Here is a 17,483-nt window from a genome sequence, read left to right on the forward strand (position 1 = left end):
GCCGCGCAAAGCAGGCGAGTCACCCTCATGCAAAAGGGCATTGATTCTATTTATTTTGGGGAATGTTTGGCCCGATCCGGGCCCAGATCAGGGAAAACCCCGACCGGATAGCCGGACAGGGCGTTTCGTATAGTTAATTGTCAGTGAGAATGGCCGTGCCCGCCATGATCGTCATCGTCTAACGATCCGTGTACCGCAAACTGGTCAATTCCCGCATCCTGCGGTTCAATGAAACGATAGCTTTCGCGCACACCGCTGTCGGAAAGCTCGCGTGCGACGGTCAGCAAGGTGTTTGGCGCGTGGTCGGCGCAAAGCTCCATCATCTGGGCGACTTCCTCTTCCGCGACGGGGCGGGCCGCTTCGGGCGATGGCGCGCCATAGATCTCGACGAAATGCTTCATCAGCTGCAAGGTGATCGCTTCAACCTCGAAGGGTTCGGCTTTGGTCACGGCAACAAAGGTGACGCGGCCAAACGTCTCTACGCCCATCCAGCCATTCGCGAAGGCCTGCCGCGCCTTGCCGGTCAGATCACCTTCGGACCAGTTCGAAAATTCGAACCCGCCAGAAACGCACCATTCGCCCGTGCGCGCGGGCGCGTGGAACACATTGCGGTCGCTTTCATCAAAGTGGATGGCGCGGGCGAGGAAGAGATCGCTCATGGGGCTGGCTCCAGCAGGTCGGTCAGAGGGATAAGATGCGTGGTCGTATCGGTTTTCAGCAGCAGGCCAAAGTTTTCGTCTATACCGGTAAAGTCGCCCGTCATATCGCCATAGGAGATCTGATCGCCCATGGCCCAGGCCAATCCGGTCCATTCCTTGTGCAAGGGGCCCGCGCCCTCGTCATCCCAGCGGTTCAGCGCCACCAGCATATGCCGCGCCCAGGCCTCTAGCAGCTCGACCGGGCTCACCTCGGCACACCCCTCGCCATAAAGTGTGGTGACATCGGGCGTTTCGCCCGGCGTGTCGGATTGCGGCAATAGCTTCACGTGAAACGCAACGACCAGCCAATCGGGCACGTGATGAGGGTCTGTATCAGACGCCGCCGCCCGCATCTGGCCGCAGATCGCACCGTTCAAACGCAGATCGCCGTCCCAGGCGAGATGCACCCCCACCTCTGGCGGGGCGAGCGCGCCAAGCGCGTTCTGGAAGCCCACCGCACAAAGCGGGAGCATCGCCATCGCTTGGGCCAACGGCACCTCGGGCGCAAAGACGATGGCGGCCTGCAATACGCTTGGCCCCAGATTATACAGCACCAGCCCCGCATCACACCCCTGCCGCGCCTCTGCGCAGGCCTGAGCGAACGGGTCCTCCGCCTGTGCGCCGGTCAACAAAGGGGGGAAGACGGGGCTGTCGCTCATGCGTGCCCGCCCGCGATCAGGGCCTTGGCCACCTTGCGGAAGCCTTCGGCCTGCGTGCTGTCGGGTTTGGACACCACAATCGGCGCGCCCCCGTCAGCCGCGACACGGATATCCAGATGCAACGGAATCTCGGCCAACAAAGGCACGCCCAGCTTTTCAGCTTCGGCGGCGACGCCCCCATGCCCAAAGACATGTTCCTCGTGCCCGCAGTTAGAGCAGATATGCGTGCTCATGTTCTCTATCATGCCAAGGATCGGGGTCTTCAGTTGGTTGAACATGTCGATCCCCTTACGGGCATCCAGCAGCGCCACATCCTGCGGTGTGCTGACGATGATCGCGCCGTCCACATGGGCCTTTTGCGCCAGCGTCATCTGCACATCGCCGGTGCCGGGGGGCAGATCGACAATCAACACATCCAACGCGCCCCATTGAACCTGCATCATCATCTGCTGCAACGCGCCCATCAGCATCGGGCCGCGCCAGACGACCGCCTGATCGTCATTGGTCATCAACCCGATCGACATCATCGTCACGCCAAAGTTGCGCATCGGCAGGATCGTCTTGCCATCGGGGGACGCAGGCCGCCCGGACACGCCCAGCATCCGCGGCTGCGAGGGGCCGTAGACATCGGCATCCAGCATGCCCACGCGACGCCCTTCGGCGGCCAGCGCACAGGCAAGGTTCGCGGCAACGGTAGATTTACCCACCCCGCCCTTGCCTGACGCAATGGCGATGATCCGGTCCACGCCGGGGATCTTCTCGGGCCCCGCGGGTTCGGACTTGCGCCCCAGCTTCAGGTCGGGCGGCGGTGCCTGCTTGGAATGGGCCGTCAGCACGGCCGAGACAGAGGCAACGCCCACGAGCGCCTTTACAGCGGCGTCGGCCTCGTCGCGCAGCTTGGCGTAAGCGTCGGCGTGGCTCGGGTTGACCTCAAGCACAAAGCGCACCGCGCCGTCGTCGACGGTCAGTGCCTTCACAAGGCCAAGCTCTACAATATCCTTACCGGAGACGGGATCGTTCAGGGTTTTCAGGCAGGCCAGTACGGCATCACGGGTGACGCTCACGCTTCGGACTGCCCTTGGATCTTGCCAGTCACGACATGTTCAAGGTCCAGCCCGTCGATGGTCAGCACTACCTTGGCCTCGAATGTCTTGCCCCCGGTGTCGCCGTTTTCGCGCATCGCTTCTTCGATCGCCTGCTGCGAGGTCACACCGACCTGCTTGAGGAACTTGCGCATCGACATGTTGAAATCATCGCTCATGATTTTCTCCTGTTCTTTGGGTGGATCGGCACAGCGCTTAGTGATCTTTGCGCTTGCTGAAATAGTCTTCGGATGTGCGCACACGCGGGCGTTCTTTGCCAGCCAACGGATTGTTCTGCGCGTGGTACTGCGCGTTGATCCGGCAGTTGTCGCACATCTGGATCATCTTCGCCGCCTCGGACGAGGCGAACATCGCGTGTTTTCCTGCCAGCTTTTCGGTGATCTTCTCAACCGTGGATTTCACGCCGAAAAGCGACCCGCATTCGATACAGGCAAAGGGCTCTTCCTCATGCAACACCACTTGGGTGAAGGCCTGCGCGGTCAGGTTCAACTGCGGCTTTAGTGTAATCGCATCCTCGGGGCAGACGTTCGCACATAGCCCGCATTGCAGGCAGGCGTCTTCCTGAAAGCGCAGCTGGGGCAGATCGGGGTTATCGCCAAGCGCCCCGGACGGGCACAGCGACACACACGACAGGCAGAGCGTGCAGGCATCGGTATCCACCAGCACCGCGCCATAGGGGGCGGCGTCGGGCAGATCGATCACCTTGGCCTCGGGCTGAAGGGTCTTGCCCGCAAGCCGTGCGACCTGACGGCGGGTGCCCAGAGGCAGCAGCGTGTCATGCGCGGGCTGCGCGGTTTCGGTGACCAGTGCGGTTTCCAGCGCATCGGGGTCGGCTACGTCAATGAGGCGGATCGTATCGGTGCCGCTGATCGCGCGGGCAATCTCGGCCTGCACCTCGATCACGTCACGCTCTGTACGCGGCGACAGCAATACATCCACATGTGCAAAGCCGCAGCCAAGTGCGGCAAGCATCTCTGCATGGCCAAACCCCGCCAGCGCATCCACCGCCAGCGGGATGACATCAACCGGCAAGCCCGCGCCAAAACGCGCGTAAAGGCGGATCATCTCGGCCCCGTGGTCGTCGTCATGCACCAGCAAGCGCGGCGCGGTGCCGCCTGCCTTGCGATAGGTGGATGCCAGCGTCGACAACCGGCGGAACAGGGTATCAACAGGCGGCGCGTCATAGGTGATCGCCCCCGAGGGGCAAACCGCAGAACAGCTACCGCAACCCGCGCAGATCATCGGGTCGATCGCCACATGTTCACCGGCCGAGGTGATCGCCCCCGTCGGGCAGAGGTCCAGACAGTTGGAACAGGCGGCCTGCCCGGCCCGCGAATGGGCGCAAAGACTTTCACTCAGCCGCACGTAAAGCGGCTTTTCAAAGGTGCCGACCATCTGCATGGCCTCGCGCACGGCTTCTGCCACGGCGGGCTTGCTGCCCGGATCGGCCCGCAGATAGCCGTCACGTTTGTGCGGCGCGGGAAACAGTGATGTATTCCCCGTCAAATCCAGAATGATATCGCATTGCGACTTGGCCCCGTCCCGCGGCGCGGTGAACGAAGGCGCGCCGCGCCCACCGGGGATCAACATCTGCAACTGGTCAAAGGTCAGGCTGAAATCGCCCAATGCGCCCGATGCCTTGCGCAGATCGCCTTTGACCACGTCAAAACGCGGATCAACCGCCCCGTCATAATCGCCCTGCCACAGCACCGTCACCGCCAGCGTATCGGCCACCATCTCTGCCACCTCAAGCGCGAGGGCGGGCGGGGCCATGATCAGACACGTGCCCTCAGACACCACATCCATCACCCGTGGTGCCGGTGCGGCAAGCTGCTGCTCCGCCATCAGGGCGGCCATCTTGGGCGTCGCGTCGCCCTGATCGTCGTGCCAGCCGGCGCGGTCGCGAATATCGACGAACTGGGGCACCTCTGCGTTGATCTCGGCGGCCAGCTCCTCGAAACGGGGGCGTTCCTGCTGGCACGCGATCACGGTGTTGCCCGCGGCTATCGCCTCTGCCGCGGTGCCGATCTGGTCGGTGCACAGACAGCTATAGACCTTGGAGCACGGCAGACCCGTCGCCTTTGACAAGGCAGGCGCGTCAATATCCTGACTGCCCAGACAGTCGCACAGCAGAAAAGTCTTTTCCATAATCTCCTCGGGGACAGCACCGGATGGGATGGGTCAAGCGGCGGGGTACTGTCGGCGCTCGCAGGCCAAGCTAGTGGTGTTCGCGACCCGCCGCAAACCCCTAATTGCCCCTGCGTCCCGCAAAAGGGCTGTTCGCACCTACGGCATGAATTACCCAACAAAAACAGTCGGAAAGACCGAAACCCCAGTCAAATATGGCAAATGCTGACGCTTGGGAAATGCCGCACTGCAGCAATCACAAAACTGTGTGATTCAACCCTAGAATCCTCTTTGATACGCGTTATGATTACGTCAATATGAGGCCGGAAACGCCTGAAACATCATCGGAAACCAAATTGAACGCACCGCTTAAATCAGCGCAAACGATGCCCGTCGGGGTCGTCCTTCGCAAGTCACCCGGCGTGACGAAATGGGCGAAGGTCGTTTGGCGTGCGGTTTGTGTCCTGCCCGGTGCCGACCCCGCCGACTGGAAGCTGCTGCGTACCGAAGGCGAGGTGTCCGACTATCACGTGACCACTGTCCCGCTGACGCTGTACCGCTCTGACACCGAAGCCTATGTGCACGGGCTCGCCGCGAATGTGCCCTGCCTTTATGTCATCTGCCGCGAAACCCGCGACCCTGCCCGCCCGCTTGATGTCGTGATGGTCACCGCCTCTCCCTATGAGGCGCAGGATTACAGCGACAATGGCGAAGATATCGTCGAAAAGGTCATGATGACGCCGCAGGTCCATGCCTGGATCAGCGCCTATGTCGACACGCACCACGAAGAAGAAGCCTTTGTGAAGCGTCGGCGCGACAAATACCAAGAGCCGAAGCAAGACGGGATCGGGGACGCGCGCATCTCGCAGACAACCGATGTCTACCGCGCACCGCGCACGTCGCGTTCGGGGTCGTCACAATGACCCGTCACACATCCTTTTGGGATCGCCGCCGCGCTGCCGTCAAGGCAGAGGAAGCCGCCGCGCAGCAAGCCGCCGCAGAGCAGGCAGAGGCGCAGCATCAGGCCACGCTGGCGGAAAAATCCGACGCCGAACTGCTGGCCGAGTTTGATCTGCCCGACCCTGACACGCTGAAAGCGGGCGATGATTTCTCGGCCTTTATGGCGCGTGCCATCCCCGAACACCTGCGCCGCCGTGCACTGCGCAAACTGTGGGTGTCCGATCCGGCGCTGGCCTGTCTGGATGATCTGGTCGACTACGCTGACGACTATACCCAAGCCTCTGCCGTGACGAATTTCACTACAAGCTATGAGGTTGGCAAAGGGCTGCGCCGCCATATCGAAGATGTCGCGCGCAAGGCTGCGGCGTCGCTCGACACCACCACCGATGCGGCAGAAACACCTGCTGAAACAGAGCAGACCCCGCCCGTCGTTCCGGCAGAGGTCGACGCACCCGCCGTCGCCGTGGCCCAAGCGGATACCCCCGCAGAGCCCCCCGTCGCCGAAACCGCGATGGAAGAACCCGCAGCCCTGCCCCCGCGCCGCATGGCCTTTCGTTTTGAGGAGCAAAGCGCATGACCGCTGCCGCCCAAGCCACCCAAGTCTCTGCCGAAGATCGCCTGCGCGCTGATCTGTACAATTACCTTGGCGTGATACTGGCCCGCCCTGCGGATCAGATGTTGCTGGACCAGACCGCCGGCCTGTCCGGCGATGACAGCCCGTTGGGAGAGGCGATCAACGGGCTTGCGCGCGTGGCCAAGGCCATGACCCCCAAGAAAGTGCAAACCGAATTCAACGCGCTGTTCATTGGTCTTGGTCGGGGCGAGCTGCTGCCCTATGCCAGCTATTACCTGACCGGCTTTCTGAACGAAAAGCCCCTCGCCGCCCTGCGCGGCGACATGGCCGCACAGCGCATCAGCCGCGCCGAAAACGTCTTTGAACCCGAAGACAACATCGCATCCCTGATGGAGATGATGGGCGGTATGATCGTCGGGCGCTTTGGGGCTCCGGCCAGCGACGCCACGCAGCGGGCGTTTTTCAACAAACACATCGCGCCTTGGGCGGGTCACTTCTTTACCGACCTGCAAGGGGCCAAGAACTCCGTCCTATATGCCGGGGTTGCCGCAGTCGGCAGCGCCTTCATGGACATTGAACGCGAAGCATTTCGTATGACGGCGGGATAACCGCACCACATCAGGCGGGGCTTCCCCCCGCATAACCAAGGAAAGGGGTACAACCCATGACCCAGGATACCAAAGGCACCAACCGCCGCAATTTCCTGAAACTGGCAGGGACAGCCGCACCGGCAGCCGCCGTTGCCGTGGCCAGCAGCGGCACCGCCGCCGAGGCGCAGCCAGTCGATCTGCAATCGGACAAGATGCAAGATACCGCGCACACCCGCGCCTATCTGGAAAGCACACGCTTCTAATTCAGTGATCAACAACCCGCGCGCCTAACCACCGCGGGAGGGAAACTCAGCCCCGGTCCGACCCACGCGGTCAGAGCACGCGGGCATCAAGGGAGACTATTATGCTTCGGAAAAAGACCAACGGGATGGCACGGCGGCCCCAGCGGGCGGGCATGCTATCCGACATCGCGGAAAAATCCGTTGACCGTCGCGCATTCCTGCGCGGGTCCGGTCTGGCCATCGGCGGCCTTGCGGCGATCGCATCGACCGCGGGCTCTGTCACACAAGCGTCAGCTGCCACCGCCGTCAGCGGCGCGGTAGAGACGATCAAATCTGTCTGCACCCACTGTTCGGTTGGCTGTACCGTCATCGCCGAAGTGTCGAACGGCGTCTGGACGGGTCAGGAACCCGGCTGGGACAGCCCGTTCAACCTTGGCTCGCATTGCGCCAAAGGGGCGTCGGTACGCGAACACGCCCATGGTGAACGCCGCTTGAAGTACCCGATGAAAAAAGAGGGTGGCCAGTGGGTCCGGATCAGCTGGGAGCAGGCGATCAACGAGATCGGCGACAAGATGAACGTGATCCGCGAAGAAAGCGGTCCCGATTCCGTCTACTGGCTCGGCTCGGCCAAGCATAACAACGAACAGGCGTATCTGTTCCGCAAGTTCGCGGCCTATTGGGGCACCAATAACGTCGACCACCAGGCGCGTATCTGTCACTCCACCACCGTTGCGGGCGTTGCGAACACATGGGGCTACGGCGCCATGACCAACAGCTACAATGACATCCACAACAGCCAGGCGATCTTTGTCATCGGCGGCAACCCTGCCGAGGCGCACCCCGTGTCGCTGCTGCACCTGCTGAAAGCGAAAGAGCAGAACAACGCGCCGATGATCGTGTGCGATCCACGCTTTACCCGTACGGCGGCCCACGCGGATGAATATGTCCGCTTCCGTCCCGGTTCGGACGTGGCGCTGGTCTGGGGTATCCTCTGGCACATCTTCGAGAACGGGTGGGAAGACAAGGAATTCATCCGCACCCGCGTTTGGGGCATGGACCAGATCCGTGACGAAGTCGCGAAGTGGACACCCGAAGAAGTCGAACGCGTTACCGGCGCGCCTGCGTCGCAACTTGAACGCGTTGCGCGCACCCTGGCCAACAACCGTCCCGGCACCGTGATCTGGTGCATGGGCGGCACGCAGCACAGCAACGGCAACAACAACACCCGCGCGTACTGCATCCTGCAGCTGGCTCTTGGCAACATGGGCACCGCAGGCGGCGGCACAAACATCTTCCGCGGCCACGACAACGTGCAGGGTGCCACCGATCTGGGCGTTCTGGCCGATACGCTGCCGGGCTACTATGGTCTGTCCGCAGGGGCATGGGCCCACTGGGCGCGGGTTTGGGAAGAAGACCTTGAATGGTTGCAATCCCGCTTCTCCAAGGCGTCGTTCAACGACACCTCGATGATGAACCTGACCGGTATCCCCGTGAGCCGCTGGATTGACGGCGTGCTGGAAGACAAGGAAAACATCGACCAGCCGGACAACACCCGCGCGATGGTTCTGTGGGGCCACGCGCCCAACTCGCAAACCCGTCAAAAGGAAATGGTCACCGCGATGGAGAAACTCGACCTGATGGTCGTTGTCGATCCATATCCAACGGTGTCCGCCGTGATGCAGGACCGCCAAGATGGGCTGTATCTGTTGCCCGCAACGACCCAGTTCGAAACCCGCGGCTCTGTCACCGCGTCCAACCGGTCGCTGCAATGGCGTGATCAGGTCGTCGAGCCCCTGTTCGAATCCAAGCCCGACCACACGATTATCAAGCTGTTCGCGGACAAGTTCGGTTTCAGCGACCGTCTGTTCAAGAACATCGCGCTGGACGGGGACGAACCCAACATCGAGGACCTGACCCGCGAATTCAACCGCGGCATGTGGACCATCGGCTACACCGCACAAAGCCCCGAGCGCATGAAGATGCACATGGCCAACCAGCACACCTTTGACCGCACCACGCTGCGCGCCAAAGGCGGACCAGCCGACGGGGACTTCTATGGTTTGCCTTGGCCCGCATGGGGCACCCCCGAGATGAACCACCCCGGCACAGCGAACCTGTACGATATGTCGCTGCCCGTTGCCGAAGGCGGTCTTACCTTCCGCGCCCGTTTCGGTGTGGAACGTGACGGTGACAACCTGCTGGCCGAAGGCGTCTACAGCGCTGGTTCCGAGATCAAGGACGGTTACCCCGAGTTCACTATGGCCATGCTGCGTGAACTGGGCTGGGACAAAGATCTGACCGACGAAGAGATGGCCGTGATCAACTATGTTGCAGGCTATCCCGAAGGCCAACCGGCGAACGCAAAGCCGGACGAGGAAGTCGGTGAAACATCCCAGACCGGCGAGACCCCGTCGGACTATATCGCCGACACCGGTGGCGTGAACTGGAAAACCGACCTGTCGGGCGGCATCCAGCGCGTCGCGATCAAGCATGGCTGCGCCCCCTTCGGCAACGCCAAGGCCCGTGCCGTGGTCTGGACCTTCCCCGATCCGGTGCCAATCCACCGCGAACCGCTGTACACCAACCGTCGTGATCTGGTCGCCGACTACCCGACCTATGACGACAAGAAGTTCTGGCGCCTGCCCACCATGTATAAGTCCATCCAGGAGAATGACTTCTCCAAGGACTATCCGATCGTGCTGACCTCTGGTCGACTCGTCGAATACGAAGGGGGCGGCGACGAAACCCGATCCAACCCCTGGTTGGCCGAGCTTCAGCAGGACATGTTCATCGAGATCAACACGCGCGACGCTAACAATCTGGGTGTGCGTGACGGGGCCGATGTCTGGGTCGAAGGCCCCGAAGGCGGCAAGGTCAAGGTGATGGCGATGGTCACGGAACGTGTCGAAAGCGGCGTGGCGTTCATGCCATTCCACTTTGGCGGCCACATGGAAGGCGTTGATTTGCGGGACAGATACCCAGAGGGGGCCGACCCATACGTCTTGGGTGAATCCACCAACACCGCGCAAACATATGGCTATGACTCAGTAACTCAGATGCAAGAGACCAAAGCGACTCTGTGCAAAATCTGGACAGCGTAAGGAGACTATTAAGATGGCAAGAGCAAAGTTTCTCTGCGACGCCGAACGCTGCATCGAATGCAACGCCTGCGTCACGGCCTGTAAGAACGAACACGAAGTACCGTGGGGCATCAACCGCCGTAAGGTCGTCACCATTCAGGACGGCCAACCCGGCGAGCGGTCGATCTCGGTCGCGTGTATGCATTGTTCCGATGCGCCCTGTATGGCGGTCTGCCCTGTAGACTGCTTCTACCAGACCGACGACGGCATCGTTCTGCACTCAAAAGACCTGTGCATCGGCTGCGGTTACTGCTTCTACGCCTGCCCCTTCGGCGCGCCGCAGTATCCACAGGCGGGCAACTTCGGGTCGCGCGGCAAGATGGACAAATGTACCTTCTGCGCCGGTGGCCCCGAGGAAAACCACTCTGAAGCGGAATTCCAGAAGTACGGCCGCAACCGGATCGCCGAAGGCAAGCTGCCGATCTGCGCCGAGATGTGTTCGACCAAAGCGCTGCTGGCCGGTGACGGCGATGTCGTCTCGGGCATCTACCGCGAACGCGTTGTCGCGCGCGGCTTTGGCTCGGGCGCCTGGGGCTGGGGCACGGCATACGAGCAAAAGGGCGGCTAATCCCCCTTTCGCATATTCATGCTTTCCTTGGCCCGCTGGCACCTGCTGCTGGCGGGCCAACTATCTTTATCCTGTCGGAGGTCCCGATGACATTGCTGCGCGTTCTGCTGCCTCTCATATTTCTTGTGTCCTTTGCCGGTATTTCCGCCGCGCAGGACACCTCGGGCGATGCCTCGGTCCTGCAACCGGGCCAACAGTCGCTTGAAGACATCATGGCCCGCCAACGCGGCGAGGACGTGCCCTTTGGGGCCGAGCTTCCCTTACCGCTAGAGGGCAACCCGCCCCCCGCCGAATCTCACCTTGGACCGCTTGGTGGCGCATCTGATGCGGACCTGTGGCGCGAGATCCGGGCGGACGCCCTGCCCGACGCGCGCGCCAGCAACCGCGGACCTGCGGCCAAGGTCCTGATGCAGGACGGTGGCATGTGGTGGCTGAACTTCCGACACGGCCCACTGCTGACCTATGGCAGCCTGCTGTTGGGTGTCACCATCGTGCTGATGGCGATTTTCTATCTGATCCGCGGACGTATCCGTATCGAACACGGGCGCGCGGGTATCACCATCGAACGGTTCAAATTCATCGAACGCTTCGGCCACTGGCTGATCGCAAGCTCGTTCATCCTGCTGGCCATCACCGGTCTGCTATCGCTTGCGGGGCGCAAACTACTGATCCCGCTGTTCGGGCACGAGGCGTTTTCGACCTTCGCCATCGCGAGCAAGTGGATCCACAACAACGTGTCATGGGCCTTTATGCTCGGGCTGGTGATGGTGTTCGTCATGTGGATCGTCCACAATCTACCGGATCGCACAGACATCAACTGGATCCTCAAGGGCGGCGGGATCTTCGGCAAGGGCCACCCCCCCGCCAAGAAGTTCAACGCCGGTCAAAAGCTGATCTTCTGGGCCGTCATCATTCTGGGCACCTCGATCTCTGTCTCGGGTATTTCGCTGCTCTTCCCGTTCGAATTGACGATGTTCGAACCTACGCTGGCGCTGTTGAATGACATGGGCGTTCCGCAACTGTTGGGGCTTGGCACAATAGACGCCACGCTGACCCCGCAAGAGGAAATGCAATACGCCCAGCTGTGGCACGCCGTTATCAGCTTTGTGCTGATGGCTGTGATCATCGCGCATATCTATATCGGGACACTCGGCATGGAAGGCGCGTTCGAGGCGATGGGGTCGGGCGATGTCGATCTTGAATGGGCGCGCGAGCACCACAGCATCTGGGCCGACGAAGTTGTCGCGAAGCAGGGTAAACCTGCCTCTGGCACGCAGCCGGCAGAGTGATATGATGCACCCAACGCCCCCCACCCAGCGTGCCAATGCGCATCAACGAGGTACGGAATGAAAGCTTTTATCACTGCCATCGTCGCCTTGGTCATCCTTGCTGCGGGCATGAACTTTGCGTTGGACAACGCAGGGTTCTCCGCGGCCGAGCAGACCTCGTCTGATCGCAATGTCCGGCTGGGCGACTAAGACCGCATCCTATGCATAGCAAACTCCGACGGCCCGCCCGATGAATGATATCTGGGCGGGCCTTTCTTCTGCGTTCTGGCTGGTTGTCACCGGCGATCCCGACCTGATCGAGATTACGCTCAGGTCGTTGCAGGTCAGCCTGACGGCGCTGGTCATTGCCTCGACCATCGCGCTGCCCTTCGGCACATGGCTCGCCATCCGCCGTTTCCGCTTCCGCCGTACCGCGATTGCGGTGCTGAACTCCCTCATGGGATTGCCGCCCGTCGTGGTGGGGTTGATCGTCTATCTGCTGCTGTCGCGCGCCGGTCCCTTCGGGGTGCTGGGGCTGCTGTTCACGCCGACGGCGATGATCATTGCGCAGGTGATCATTATCACGCCGCTCATCGCCTCTATCACCCATCAGGCGATGCGTGATCTTTGGGCCGAATACCACGATCTGCTGATCTCGCTGAACACCACCCCGACGCGGCGCATCCTGACGCTGATCTCGGACGGGCGGCGGGCCTTGTTGACGGCGGCGCTGGCAGGCTTTGGCCGCGCCATCGGCGAGGTCGGCGCGATCATGATCGTGGGCGGCAACATCGACCACGCCACCCGCGTGCTGACCACCGCCATCGCGCTGGAAACCGGCAAGGGTGATTTCGCACTGGCGCTTGGTCTGGGTTTTGTGCTGATCGCGCTGGCGCTGAGTGTGAACCTGATCATCCACGCCCTGTCGCGCACAGAAAGAGAGGGCAGATGGTGACCCCCCTGCTGCCCGCCCATATGCGCGATGTCAGCGTCACCCGCCGCGGCAAGCGATTGCTGGGTCCCCTGGACCTGACCCTTGGCAAAACCGGCTTCACGATCCTGCTGGGGCCCAATGGCGCGGGCAAGACGACATTCCTCAAGGCGCTGCACGGGCTTGAACGGCTGTATACAGGCGCGGTCACATGGGCCGTGCCCGATGACCTTGCGCGGATGCGGCAGGCCTATGTCTTTCAAAGCCCCGTGATGCTGCGCCGGTCGGTGCGCGCCAATCTGGGCTATCCTCTGGCGATACTTGGCCAACCCAAGGCGCAGGTGAACAAAGCGGTAGAGGCATGGGCGGCTCGTATCGGCCTGACGCCCGCGCTGGATCGCCCCGCGACGGGGTTGTCCGGCGGCGAGAAACAAAAGCTCGCCCTCGCCCGCGCCTTGATCCGCACCCCCGAGATGCTGCTGCTGGATGAGCCCTGCGCCAATCTGGATGGCCGCTCCGTCAAGGATATAGAGGCGCTGTTGCAGTCTGCCCATCAGTCAGGGACGCGCATCGTGATGGCGACCCATGATCTGGGTCAGGCGCGGCGCCTTGCAACTGAAATATTGTTTCTGTTTAAAGGTCGCATTCACGAGGCTGGCCCGGCGCCCGATGCGTTTGACGCCCCGCAGACCCCGGAATTCAAATCGTTCCTGAATGGAGATATTTTGATATGAAATCCTTGATTACCGCTCTTGTTCTCGCACTTGGCACCACGGCTGCGCAGGCGGACACCATGAAAATGGCTGTCACCACGTCCTTCAACAACTCTGGTCTGTCCGACGTTCTGCTGCCCGCCATCAAAGAAGATCTGGACCTTGACGTGCAACTGCTGATCGTCGGCACCGGTCAAGCCTTGCGCTTGGGCGAAGCGGGCGACGTCGATGCCATTCTGGTGCACTCCAAGAAAGCCGAAGAGGCTTTTGTCGCCGACGGCTATGGCACCCACCGCCGCGAGATCATGTATAATGATTTCGTCCTGATCGGCCCAAATGACGACCCCGCCGCGATCAAAGACGCAGAGGCTGCGAAGGACGCGCTGGTCAAGATCGAAGCGGCCGAGGCGCCTTTCGTGAGCCGTGGCGACGACAGCGGCACCCATAAGAAAGAACTCTCGCTTTGGGCCGGTGCTGATCTGGACCCCGCGACATTCGGTGAATGGTACAAAGCTGTCGGCGCGGGCATGGGCGCGAGCCTCAACACCGCTGCAGGGATGGGGGCCTATATCATGTCCGACCGCGCAAGCTGGCTGAACTTTGACAACAAGGCCGATCTGGCAATCCTCTTTGCAGGCGATCCGGTGCTGTTCAACCAATATGCCTATATTCCGGTGAACCCCGAGAAACACGCGCATGTGAACAAAGACGCCGCGGCCCAGTTGGAAGACTGGCTGGTCGGCGACCGCGCCAAAAACCTGATCGACAGCTATACGATCAACGGCGAAAAGCTGTTCACCTCTAACGCCGAGCAATGATTTTAAACGGTTTGAGAACGTCACCAAGCGCGGTATCAAACCGTATGAAATCATTGATCATCCATATGTCCACCAGCACCGCGCGGCACGCCAATGTCGCGCGGTTGCTGCGGGATCTGCCCGATGCGCAGGTCGTCGAAGCGGTAAATGGCCGCGACCCTACGCAGGTCGCAGATGTGCGCACCCACTCTGGCAACCTGCACAGCCCGTCCTATCCCTTCGCCCTGACACCGGCCGAGATCGGCGTCTTTCAAAGCCATCGCAAATGCTGGCAGATGATCGTCGATCAGGGCTGGGATTACGCGATGATTGTCGAGGATGACCTCGCCGTGTCGCGGCCAGAGTTGGACCGCGCGTTGCAGCTTATCCACCAGAATATGACGCCCGATATGTACCTGCGCCTGCCGCCCAAGATGCGAGAGCTGCCCGCAGATGTCGTGGCGCGTGACGGGGATATGGCGTTGATCCTGCCCAAGCGGATCGGCTTGCAGTGTTGCTGTCAGGTGGTGGGGCGCGACGCCGCGCAGCGCTTGCTTGACGGATCGACCCAGATTGACCGCCCTGTCGATACATGGCTGCAGATGCATTGGGTGACAGGGCAAAAGCTCCACGCCCTGCTTCCCAATGGGCTAAGCGAAATCGCCAACCAGATCGGCGGGTCAACCATCCAGCAAAAAACCCGCACCAGCGGCAAGCTGATGCGGGAATTAAAGCGGGCGTGGTATCGCACGCAGGTTAAGTTGCGACCTCAGAAAGCCTGAGATCCCGCGCTTAGCTGGGCGCTTTGGTGGTGCGCAGGTAGGGCAGGATCTTGTTGAAGTCGCCGAACTTCGCCTTGGCGTCATCGTCCGACAGGGTCGCGGGGATGATCACGTCGTCGCCCACATTCCAGTTCGCCGGTGTCGCCACGCCCTTTCCGGTCGAGGTTTGCAAGCCGTCCAGCGCGCGCAGAACCTCGGCAAAGTTGCGGCCCACGGTCATCGGGTAGGTCATCGACAGCTTCAGCTGCTTGTCCGGCCCGATGATGAACACGGCGCGGACTGTGGCGCTGTCGTTGGGGGTGCGGCCATCGGGCAGATAAGCGTCGGCGGGCAGCATGTCGAAGGCTTTGGCAACGGTCAGGTCGTTATCCGCGATGATCGGAAAGCCCGCTTTGGCACCGGCGAAGGTCTCGATATCGCCTTTCCATTTCTTGTGCTCTTCAACACCGTCCACAGAAATGCCCATCACCTTGGTGCCGCGCTTTTCCCATTCGTCGGCAAGCTGTGCGACTGCCCCGAATTCGGTGGTGCATACCGGCGTGAAATCCTTTGGGTGCGAAAAAAGGATCGCCCAGCTGTCGCCCACCCAGTCGTGCAGGCTGATCGTGCCCTGATCGGTTTCGACAGTCAGATCGGGGATGGTATCGTTGATGCGCAAGGACATAATATTCTCCGGCTTCATGGTTTCGGTTTGTCGTTCTCCACTTATGTAAGACGTCGCGCTGCCGGTTTCACCCCCTCACTTGCGGGTCCCCAGATGTGGTGACATGGTACGCGCAACAGGCTGGGGGAAACGTCCCCGGCGCCGCATGACAAAAGGAGTTTTCCCATGCTGGAGAAGCGCGAGTTTTACATCAACGGTGAATGGGTATCCCCCGCCAAGCCGAATGACTATCACGTGATCGACCCCACCACAGAGGAGCCCTGCGCGGTCATCTCGCTTGGGGATCAGGCGGATACCGATGCCGCGGTTGCCGCCGCCAAGGCCGCCCTGCCCGGCTGGATGGCGACGCCTCCGGCGGAACGCATCGCCCTGCTGGAAAAGCTGCTAGAGGTCTATCAGGCCCGCGCCGAGGATCTGGCCAAAGCGATGAGCACGGCCATGGGTGCGCCGATGGATCTGGCCCGCACATCGCAGGTTGGTGCCGGTTCTTATCACCTGAGCAACTTCATCAAGGCCGCGAAAGAGTTCAAATTCGAACAGCCGCTTGGCGATCACGCCCCGAATGACCGGATCATCCGCGAAGCCGTGGGCGTTGCCGGTCTGATCACGCCGTGGAACTGGCCGATGAACCAGATCACGCTCAAGGTCGGCGCAGCGATCGTGTCGGGCTGCACGATGGTGCTGAAACCTTCCGAGGAAAGCCCGCTGGACGCGATGATCTTTGCCGAACTGATTGACGAGGCAGGCTTCCCCAAAGGGGTGTTCAACCTTGTGAACGGCGATGGAGTCGGTGTCGGCAGCCAGATGTCGTCGCATAAAGACATCGACATGATCAGCTTCACCGGCTCCACCCGCGCGGGCACGCTGATCTCGAAAGCGGCGGCGGATACGCTGAAAAAGGTCCACCTTGAACTGGGTGGCAAAGGCGCGAACATCATCTTCAACGATGCGGATGACAAGGCTGTCAAACGCGGCGTGCTGCACATGATGAACAACACCGGCCAGTCGTGTAACGCCCCCAGCCGTATGCTGGTGCAGTCGGATGTCTATGACAAAGCCGTCGAAGAAGCAGGCGCTGTGGCGTCGCAGGTTACCGTTGGTCCTGCCTCCGAAGATGGGCGTCATATCGGCCCCGTGGTCAATGAATCGCAGTTCAACAAGATTCAGGACCTGATCCAGAAGGGCATCGACGAAGGCGCGCGTTTGGTTGCGGGCGGCACCGGACGTCCCGACGGCTTGAACCGCGGGTTCTTTGTCAAACCCACTGTCTTTGCAGACGTGACCCCCGACATGACCATCGCGCGCGAGGAAATCTTTGGGCCGGTTCTGTCGATCATGAAGTTCGACAGCGAAGAGCAAGCGGTCCAGATCGCCAATGACACGGTTTACGGCCTGACCAACTATGTCCAGTCGCAAGATGGCGAGCGTCGCAACCGTCTGGCGCGTCAGCTGCGGTCGGGCATGGTCGAGATGAACGGCCAAAGCCGCGCCGCAGGGTCGCCCTTTGGCGGCATGAAGCAGTCGGGCAATGGCCGCGAGGGTGGCATGTACGGGATCGAGGACTTTACCGAGATCAAAGCCGTCTCTGGCTGGGCCGCTGAATAAGCTGTCCTTCGGACACGCTGTAAAAACCAAGGCCACCCTGCGGGGTGGCCTTTTTCGTCTGC

General features: G+C 61.4%; 19 protein-coding genes. 13 read left to right on the forward strand and 6 right to left on the reverse strand.

Annotation, left to right across the window (positions count from 1 at the left end; all coding sequences use genetic code 11):
• Positions 1 to 140: 140 nt before the first annotated feature.
• The 5 genes from ACTRWK_RS04415 to ACTRWK_RS04435 are packed head-to-tail and all read right to left on the reverse strand — an operon-like array spanning position 141 to position 4,608.
• A complete protein-coding gene (locus ACTRWK_RS04415) occupies positions 141 to 659 on the reverse strand; it encodes a DUF6505 family protein (protein WP_005850279.1) in 519 nt (172 codons plus the stop codon).
• Entirely contained in the window at positions 656 to 1,357 is a 702-nt protein-coding gene (locus tag ACTRWK_RS04420) for a biotin/lipoate--protein ligase family protein (protein WP_289081303.1), read from the reverse strand. Before ACTRWK_RS04420 ends, ACTRWK_RS04415 begins: the two co-directional genes overlap by 4 nt.
• Positions 1,354 to 2,421, reverse strand: a complete 1,068-nt coding sequence (gene apbC / locus ACTRWK_RS04425; protein ID WP_289081304.1) for an iron-sulfur cluster carrier protein ApbC — start codon at positions 2,419 to 2,421, stop codon at positions 1,354 to 1,356. The genes ACTRWK_RS04420 and apbC overlap by 4 nt, the downstream gene beginning before the upstream one ends.
• Positions 2,418 to 2,618, reverse strand: a complete 201-nt coding sequence (locus ACTRWK_RS04430; protein ID WP_009825478.1) for a DUF6494 family protein — start codon at positions 2,616 to 2,618, stop codon at positions 2,418 to 2,420. Before ACTRWK_RS04430 ends, apbC begins: the two co-directional genes overlap by 4 nt.
• A gap of 37 nt (positions 2,619 to 2,655) precedes the next feature.
• Positions 2,656 to 4,608, reverse strand: coding sequence for a 4Fe-4S binding protein (locus tag ACTRWK_RS04435; RefSeq protein WP_289081305.1), 1,953 nt, complete (start codon positions 4,606 to 4,608; stop codon positions 2,656 to 2,658).
• A gap of 365 nt (positions 4,609 to 4,973) precedes the next feature.
• Between ACTRWK_RS04435 and ACTRWK_RS04440 the strand changes: the two genes are divergently transcribed.
• From ACTRWK_RS04440 to ACTRWK_RS04495, 12 genes are all read left to right on the forward strand, one after another.
• Complete coding sequence (locus ACTRWK_RS04440) at positions 4,974 to 5,510, forward strand: DUF3305 domain-containing protein (protein WP_132997911.1); 537 nt, start codon at positions 4,974 to 4,976, stop codon at positions 5,508 to 5,510.
• Complete coding sequence (locus tag ACTRWK_RS04445; RefSeq protein ID WP_289081306.1) at positions 5,507 to 6,124, forward strand: DUF3306 domain-containing protein; 618 nt, start codon at positions 5,507 to 5,509, stop codon at positions 6,122 to 6,124. The genes ACTRWK_RS04440 and ACTRWK_RS04445 overlap by 4 nt, the downstream gene beginning before the upstream one ends.
• Complete coding sequence (locus ACTRWK_RS04450) at positions 6,121 to 6,729, forward strand: TorD/DmsD family molecular chaperone (RefSeq protein ID WP_289081307.1); 609 nt, start codon at positions 6,121 to 6,123, stop codon at positions 6,727 to 6,729. The genes ACTRWK_RS04445 and ACTRWK_RS04450 overlap by 4 nt, the downstream gene beginning before the upstream one ends.
• 56 nt (positions 6,730 to 6,785) lie before the next feature.
• Entirely contained in the window at positions 6,786 to 6,974 is a 189-nt protein-coding gene (locus ACTRWK_RS04455; protein ID WP_005850294.1) for a twin-arginine translocation signal domain-containing protein, read from the forward strand.
• Between the two features lie 101 nt (positions 6,975 to 7,075).
• A complete protein-coding gene (locus tag ACTRWK_RS04460; protein WP_005850296.1) occupies positions 7,076 to 10,054 on the forward strand; it encodes a formate dehydrogenase subunit alpha in 2,979 nt (992 codons plus the stop codon).
• Between the two features lie 13 nt (positions 10,055 to 10,067).
• A complete protein-coding gene (fdh3B, locus tag ACTRWK_RS04465) occupies positions 10,068 to 10,661 on the forward strand; it encodes a formate dehydrogenase FDH3 subunit beta (RefSeq protein ID WP_005850298.1) in 594 nt (197 codons plus the stop codon).
• Between the two features lie 86 nt (positions 10,662 to 10,747).
• The gene (locus tag ACTRWK_RS04470; protein ID WP_289081308.1) at positions 10,748 to 11,950 is read left to right on the forward strand and encodes a formate dehydrogenase subunit gamma; all 1,203 of its coding nucleotides are present in this window, start codon (positions 10,748 to 10,750) and stop codon (positions 11,948 to 11,950) included.
• Positions 11,951 to 12,007: 57 nt separating this feature from the next.
• Entirely contained in the window at positions 12,008 to 12,139 is a 132-nt protein-coding gene (locus ACTRWK_RS04475; protein ID WP_005850301.1) for a hypothetical protein, read from the forward strand.
• A gap of 40 nt (positions 12,140 to 12,179) precedes the next feature.
• On the forward strand, positions 12,180 to 12,884 hold the full coding sequence (locus ACTRWK_RS04480; RefSeq protein WP_037942756.1) for an ABC transporter permease: 705 nt from the start codon (positions 12,180 to 12,182) through the stop codon (positions 12,882 to 12,884).
• Positions 12,878 to 13,594, forward strand: a complete 717-nt coding sequence (locus ACTRWK_RS04485; RefSeq protein ID WP_289081309.1) for an energy-coupling factor ABC transporter ATP-binding protein — start codon at positions 12,878 to 12,880, stop codon at positions 13,592 to 13,594. The genes ACTRWK_RS04480 and ACTRWK_RS04485 overlap by 7 nt, the downstream gene beginning before the upstream one ends.
• Complete coding sequence (locus tag ACTRWK_RS04490; RefSeq protein ID WP_289081310.1) at positions 13,591 to 14,391, forward strand: ABC transporter substrate-binding protein; 801 nt, start codon at positions 13,591 to 13,593, stop codon at positions 14,389 to 14,391. The genes ACTRWK_RS04485 and ACTRWK_RS04490 overlap by 4 nt, the downstream gene beginning before the upstream one ends.
• Positions 14,392 to 14,435: 44 nt before the next feature.
• Complete coding sequence (locus ACTRWK_RS04495) at positions 14,436 to 15,152, forward strand: glycosyltransferase family 25 protein (protein WP_289081311.1); 717 nt, start codon at positions 14,436 to 14,438, stop codon at positions 15,150 to 15,152.
• Positions 15,153 to 15,162: 10 nt separating this feature from the next.
• Here the strand turns inward: ACTRWK_RS04495 and ACTRWK_RS04500 are convergent, their stop codons facing one another.
• On the reverse strand, positions 15,163 to 15,816 hold the full coding sequence (locus ACTRWK_RS04500) for a peroxiredoxin (protein ID WP_037965330.1): 654 nt from the start codon (positions 15,814 to 15,816) through the stop codon (positions 15,163 to 15,165).
• Between the two features lie 165 nt (positions 15,817 to 15,981).
• Between ACTRWK_RS04500 and ACTRWK_RS04505 the strand changes: the two genes are divergently transcribed.
• Positions 15,982 to 17,421, forward strand: a complete 1,440-nt coding sequence (locus ACTRWK_RS04505) for an aldehyde dehydrogenase family protein (protein ID WP_005850313.1) — start codon at positions 15,982 to 15,984, stop codon at positions 17,419 to 17,421.
• The last annotated feature ends 62 nt before the right edge of the window (positions 17,422 to 17,483 follow it).

This window comes from Sulfitobacter sp. G5_S2_6_S6, from assembly GCF_054968505.1.

Excerpts from the sequence above, each read along its gene's own strand:
- ACTRWK_RS04415 (WP_005850279.1), bottom strand. The coding sequence starts at position 659 with ATGAGCGATCTCTTCCTCGCCCGCGCCATCCACTTTGATGAAAGCGAC.
- ACTRWK_RS04420 (WP_289081303.1), bottom strand. The coding sequence starts at position 1,357 with ATGAGCGACAGCCCCGTCTTCCCCCCTTTGTTGACCGGCGCACAGGCG.
- ACTRWK_RS04430 (WP_009825478.1), bottom strand. The coding sequence starts at position 2,618 with ATGAGCGATGATTTCAACATGTCGATGCGCAAGTTCCTCAAGCAGGTC.
- ACTRWK_RS04435 (WP_289081305.1), bottom strand. The coding sequence starts at position 4,608 with ATGGAAAAGACTTTTCTGCTGTGCGACTGTCTGGGCAGTCAGGATATT.
- ACTRWK_RS04440 (WP_132997911.1), top strand. The coding sequence starts at position 4,974 with ATGCCCGTCGGGGTCGTCCTTCGCAAGTCACCCGGCGTGACGAAATGG.
- ACTRWK_RS04445 (WP_289081306.1), top strand. The coding sequence starts at position 5,507 with ATGACCCGTCACACATCCTTTTGGGATCGCCGCCGCGCTGCCGTCAAG.
- ACTRWK_RS04450 (WP_289081307.1), top strand. The coding sequence starts at position 6,121 with ATGACCGCTGCCGCCCAAGCCACCCAAGTCTCTGCCGAAGATCGCCTG.
- ACTRWK_RS04455 (WP_005850294.1), top strand. The coding sequence starts at position 6,786 with ATGACCCAGGATACCAAAGGCACCAACCGCCGCAATTTCCTGAAACTG.
- ACTRWK_RS04460 (WP_005850296.1), top strand. The coding sequence starts at position 7,076 with ATGCTTCGGAAAAAGACCAACGGGATGGCACGGCGGCCCCAGCGGGCG.
- fdh3B (WP_005850298.1), top strand. The coding sequence starts at position 10,068 with ATGGCAAGAGCAAAGTTTCTCTGCGACGCCGAACGCTGCATCGAATGC.
- ACTRWK_RS04470 (WP_289081308.1), top strand. The coding sequence starts at position 10,748 with ATGACATTGCTGCGCGTTCTGCTGCCTCTCATATTTCTTGTGTCCTTT.
- ACTRWK_RS04475 (WP_005850301.1), top strand. The coding sequence starts at position 12,008 with ATGAAAGCTTTTATCACTGCCATCGTCGCCTTGGTCATCCTTGCTGCG.
- ACTRWK_RS04480 (WP_037942756.1), top strand. The coding sequence starts at position 12,180 with ATGAATGATATCTGGGCGGGCCTTTCTTCTGCGTTCTGGCTGGTTGTC.
- ACTRWK_RS04485 (WP_289081309.1), top strand. The coding sequence starts at position 12,878 with ATGGTGACCCCCCTGCTGCCCGCCCATATGCGCGATGTCAGCGTCACC.
- ACTRWK_RS04490 (WP_289081310.1), top strand. The coding sequence starts at position 13,591 with ATGAAATCCTTGATTACCGCTCTTGTTCTCGCACTTGGCACCACGGCT.
- ACTRWK_RS04495 (WP_289081311.1), top strand. The coding sequence starts at position 14,436 with ATGAAATCATTGATCATCCATATGTCCACCAGCACCGCGCGGCACGCC.
- ACTRWK_RS04500 (WP_037965330.1), bottom strand. The coding sequence starts at position 15,816 with ATGTCCTTGCGCATCAACGATACCATCCCCGATCTGACTGTCGAAACC.
- ACTRWK_RS04505 (WP_005850313.1), top strand. The coding sequence starts at position 15,982 with ATGCTGGAGAAGCGCGAGTTTTACATCAACGGTGAATGGGTATCCCCC.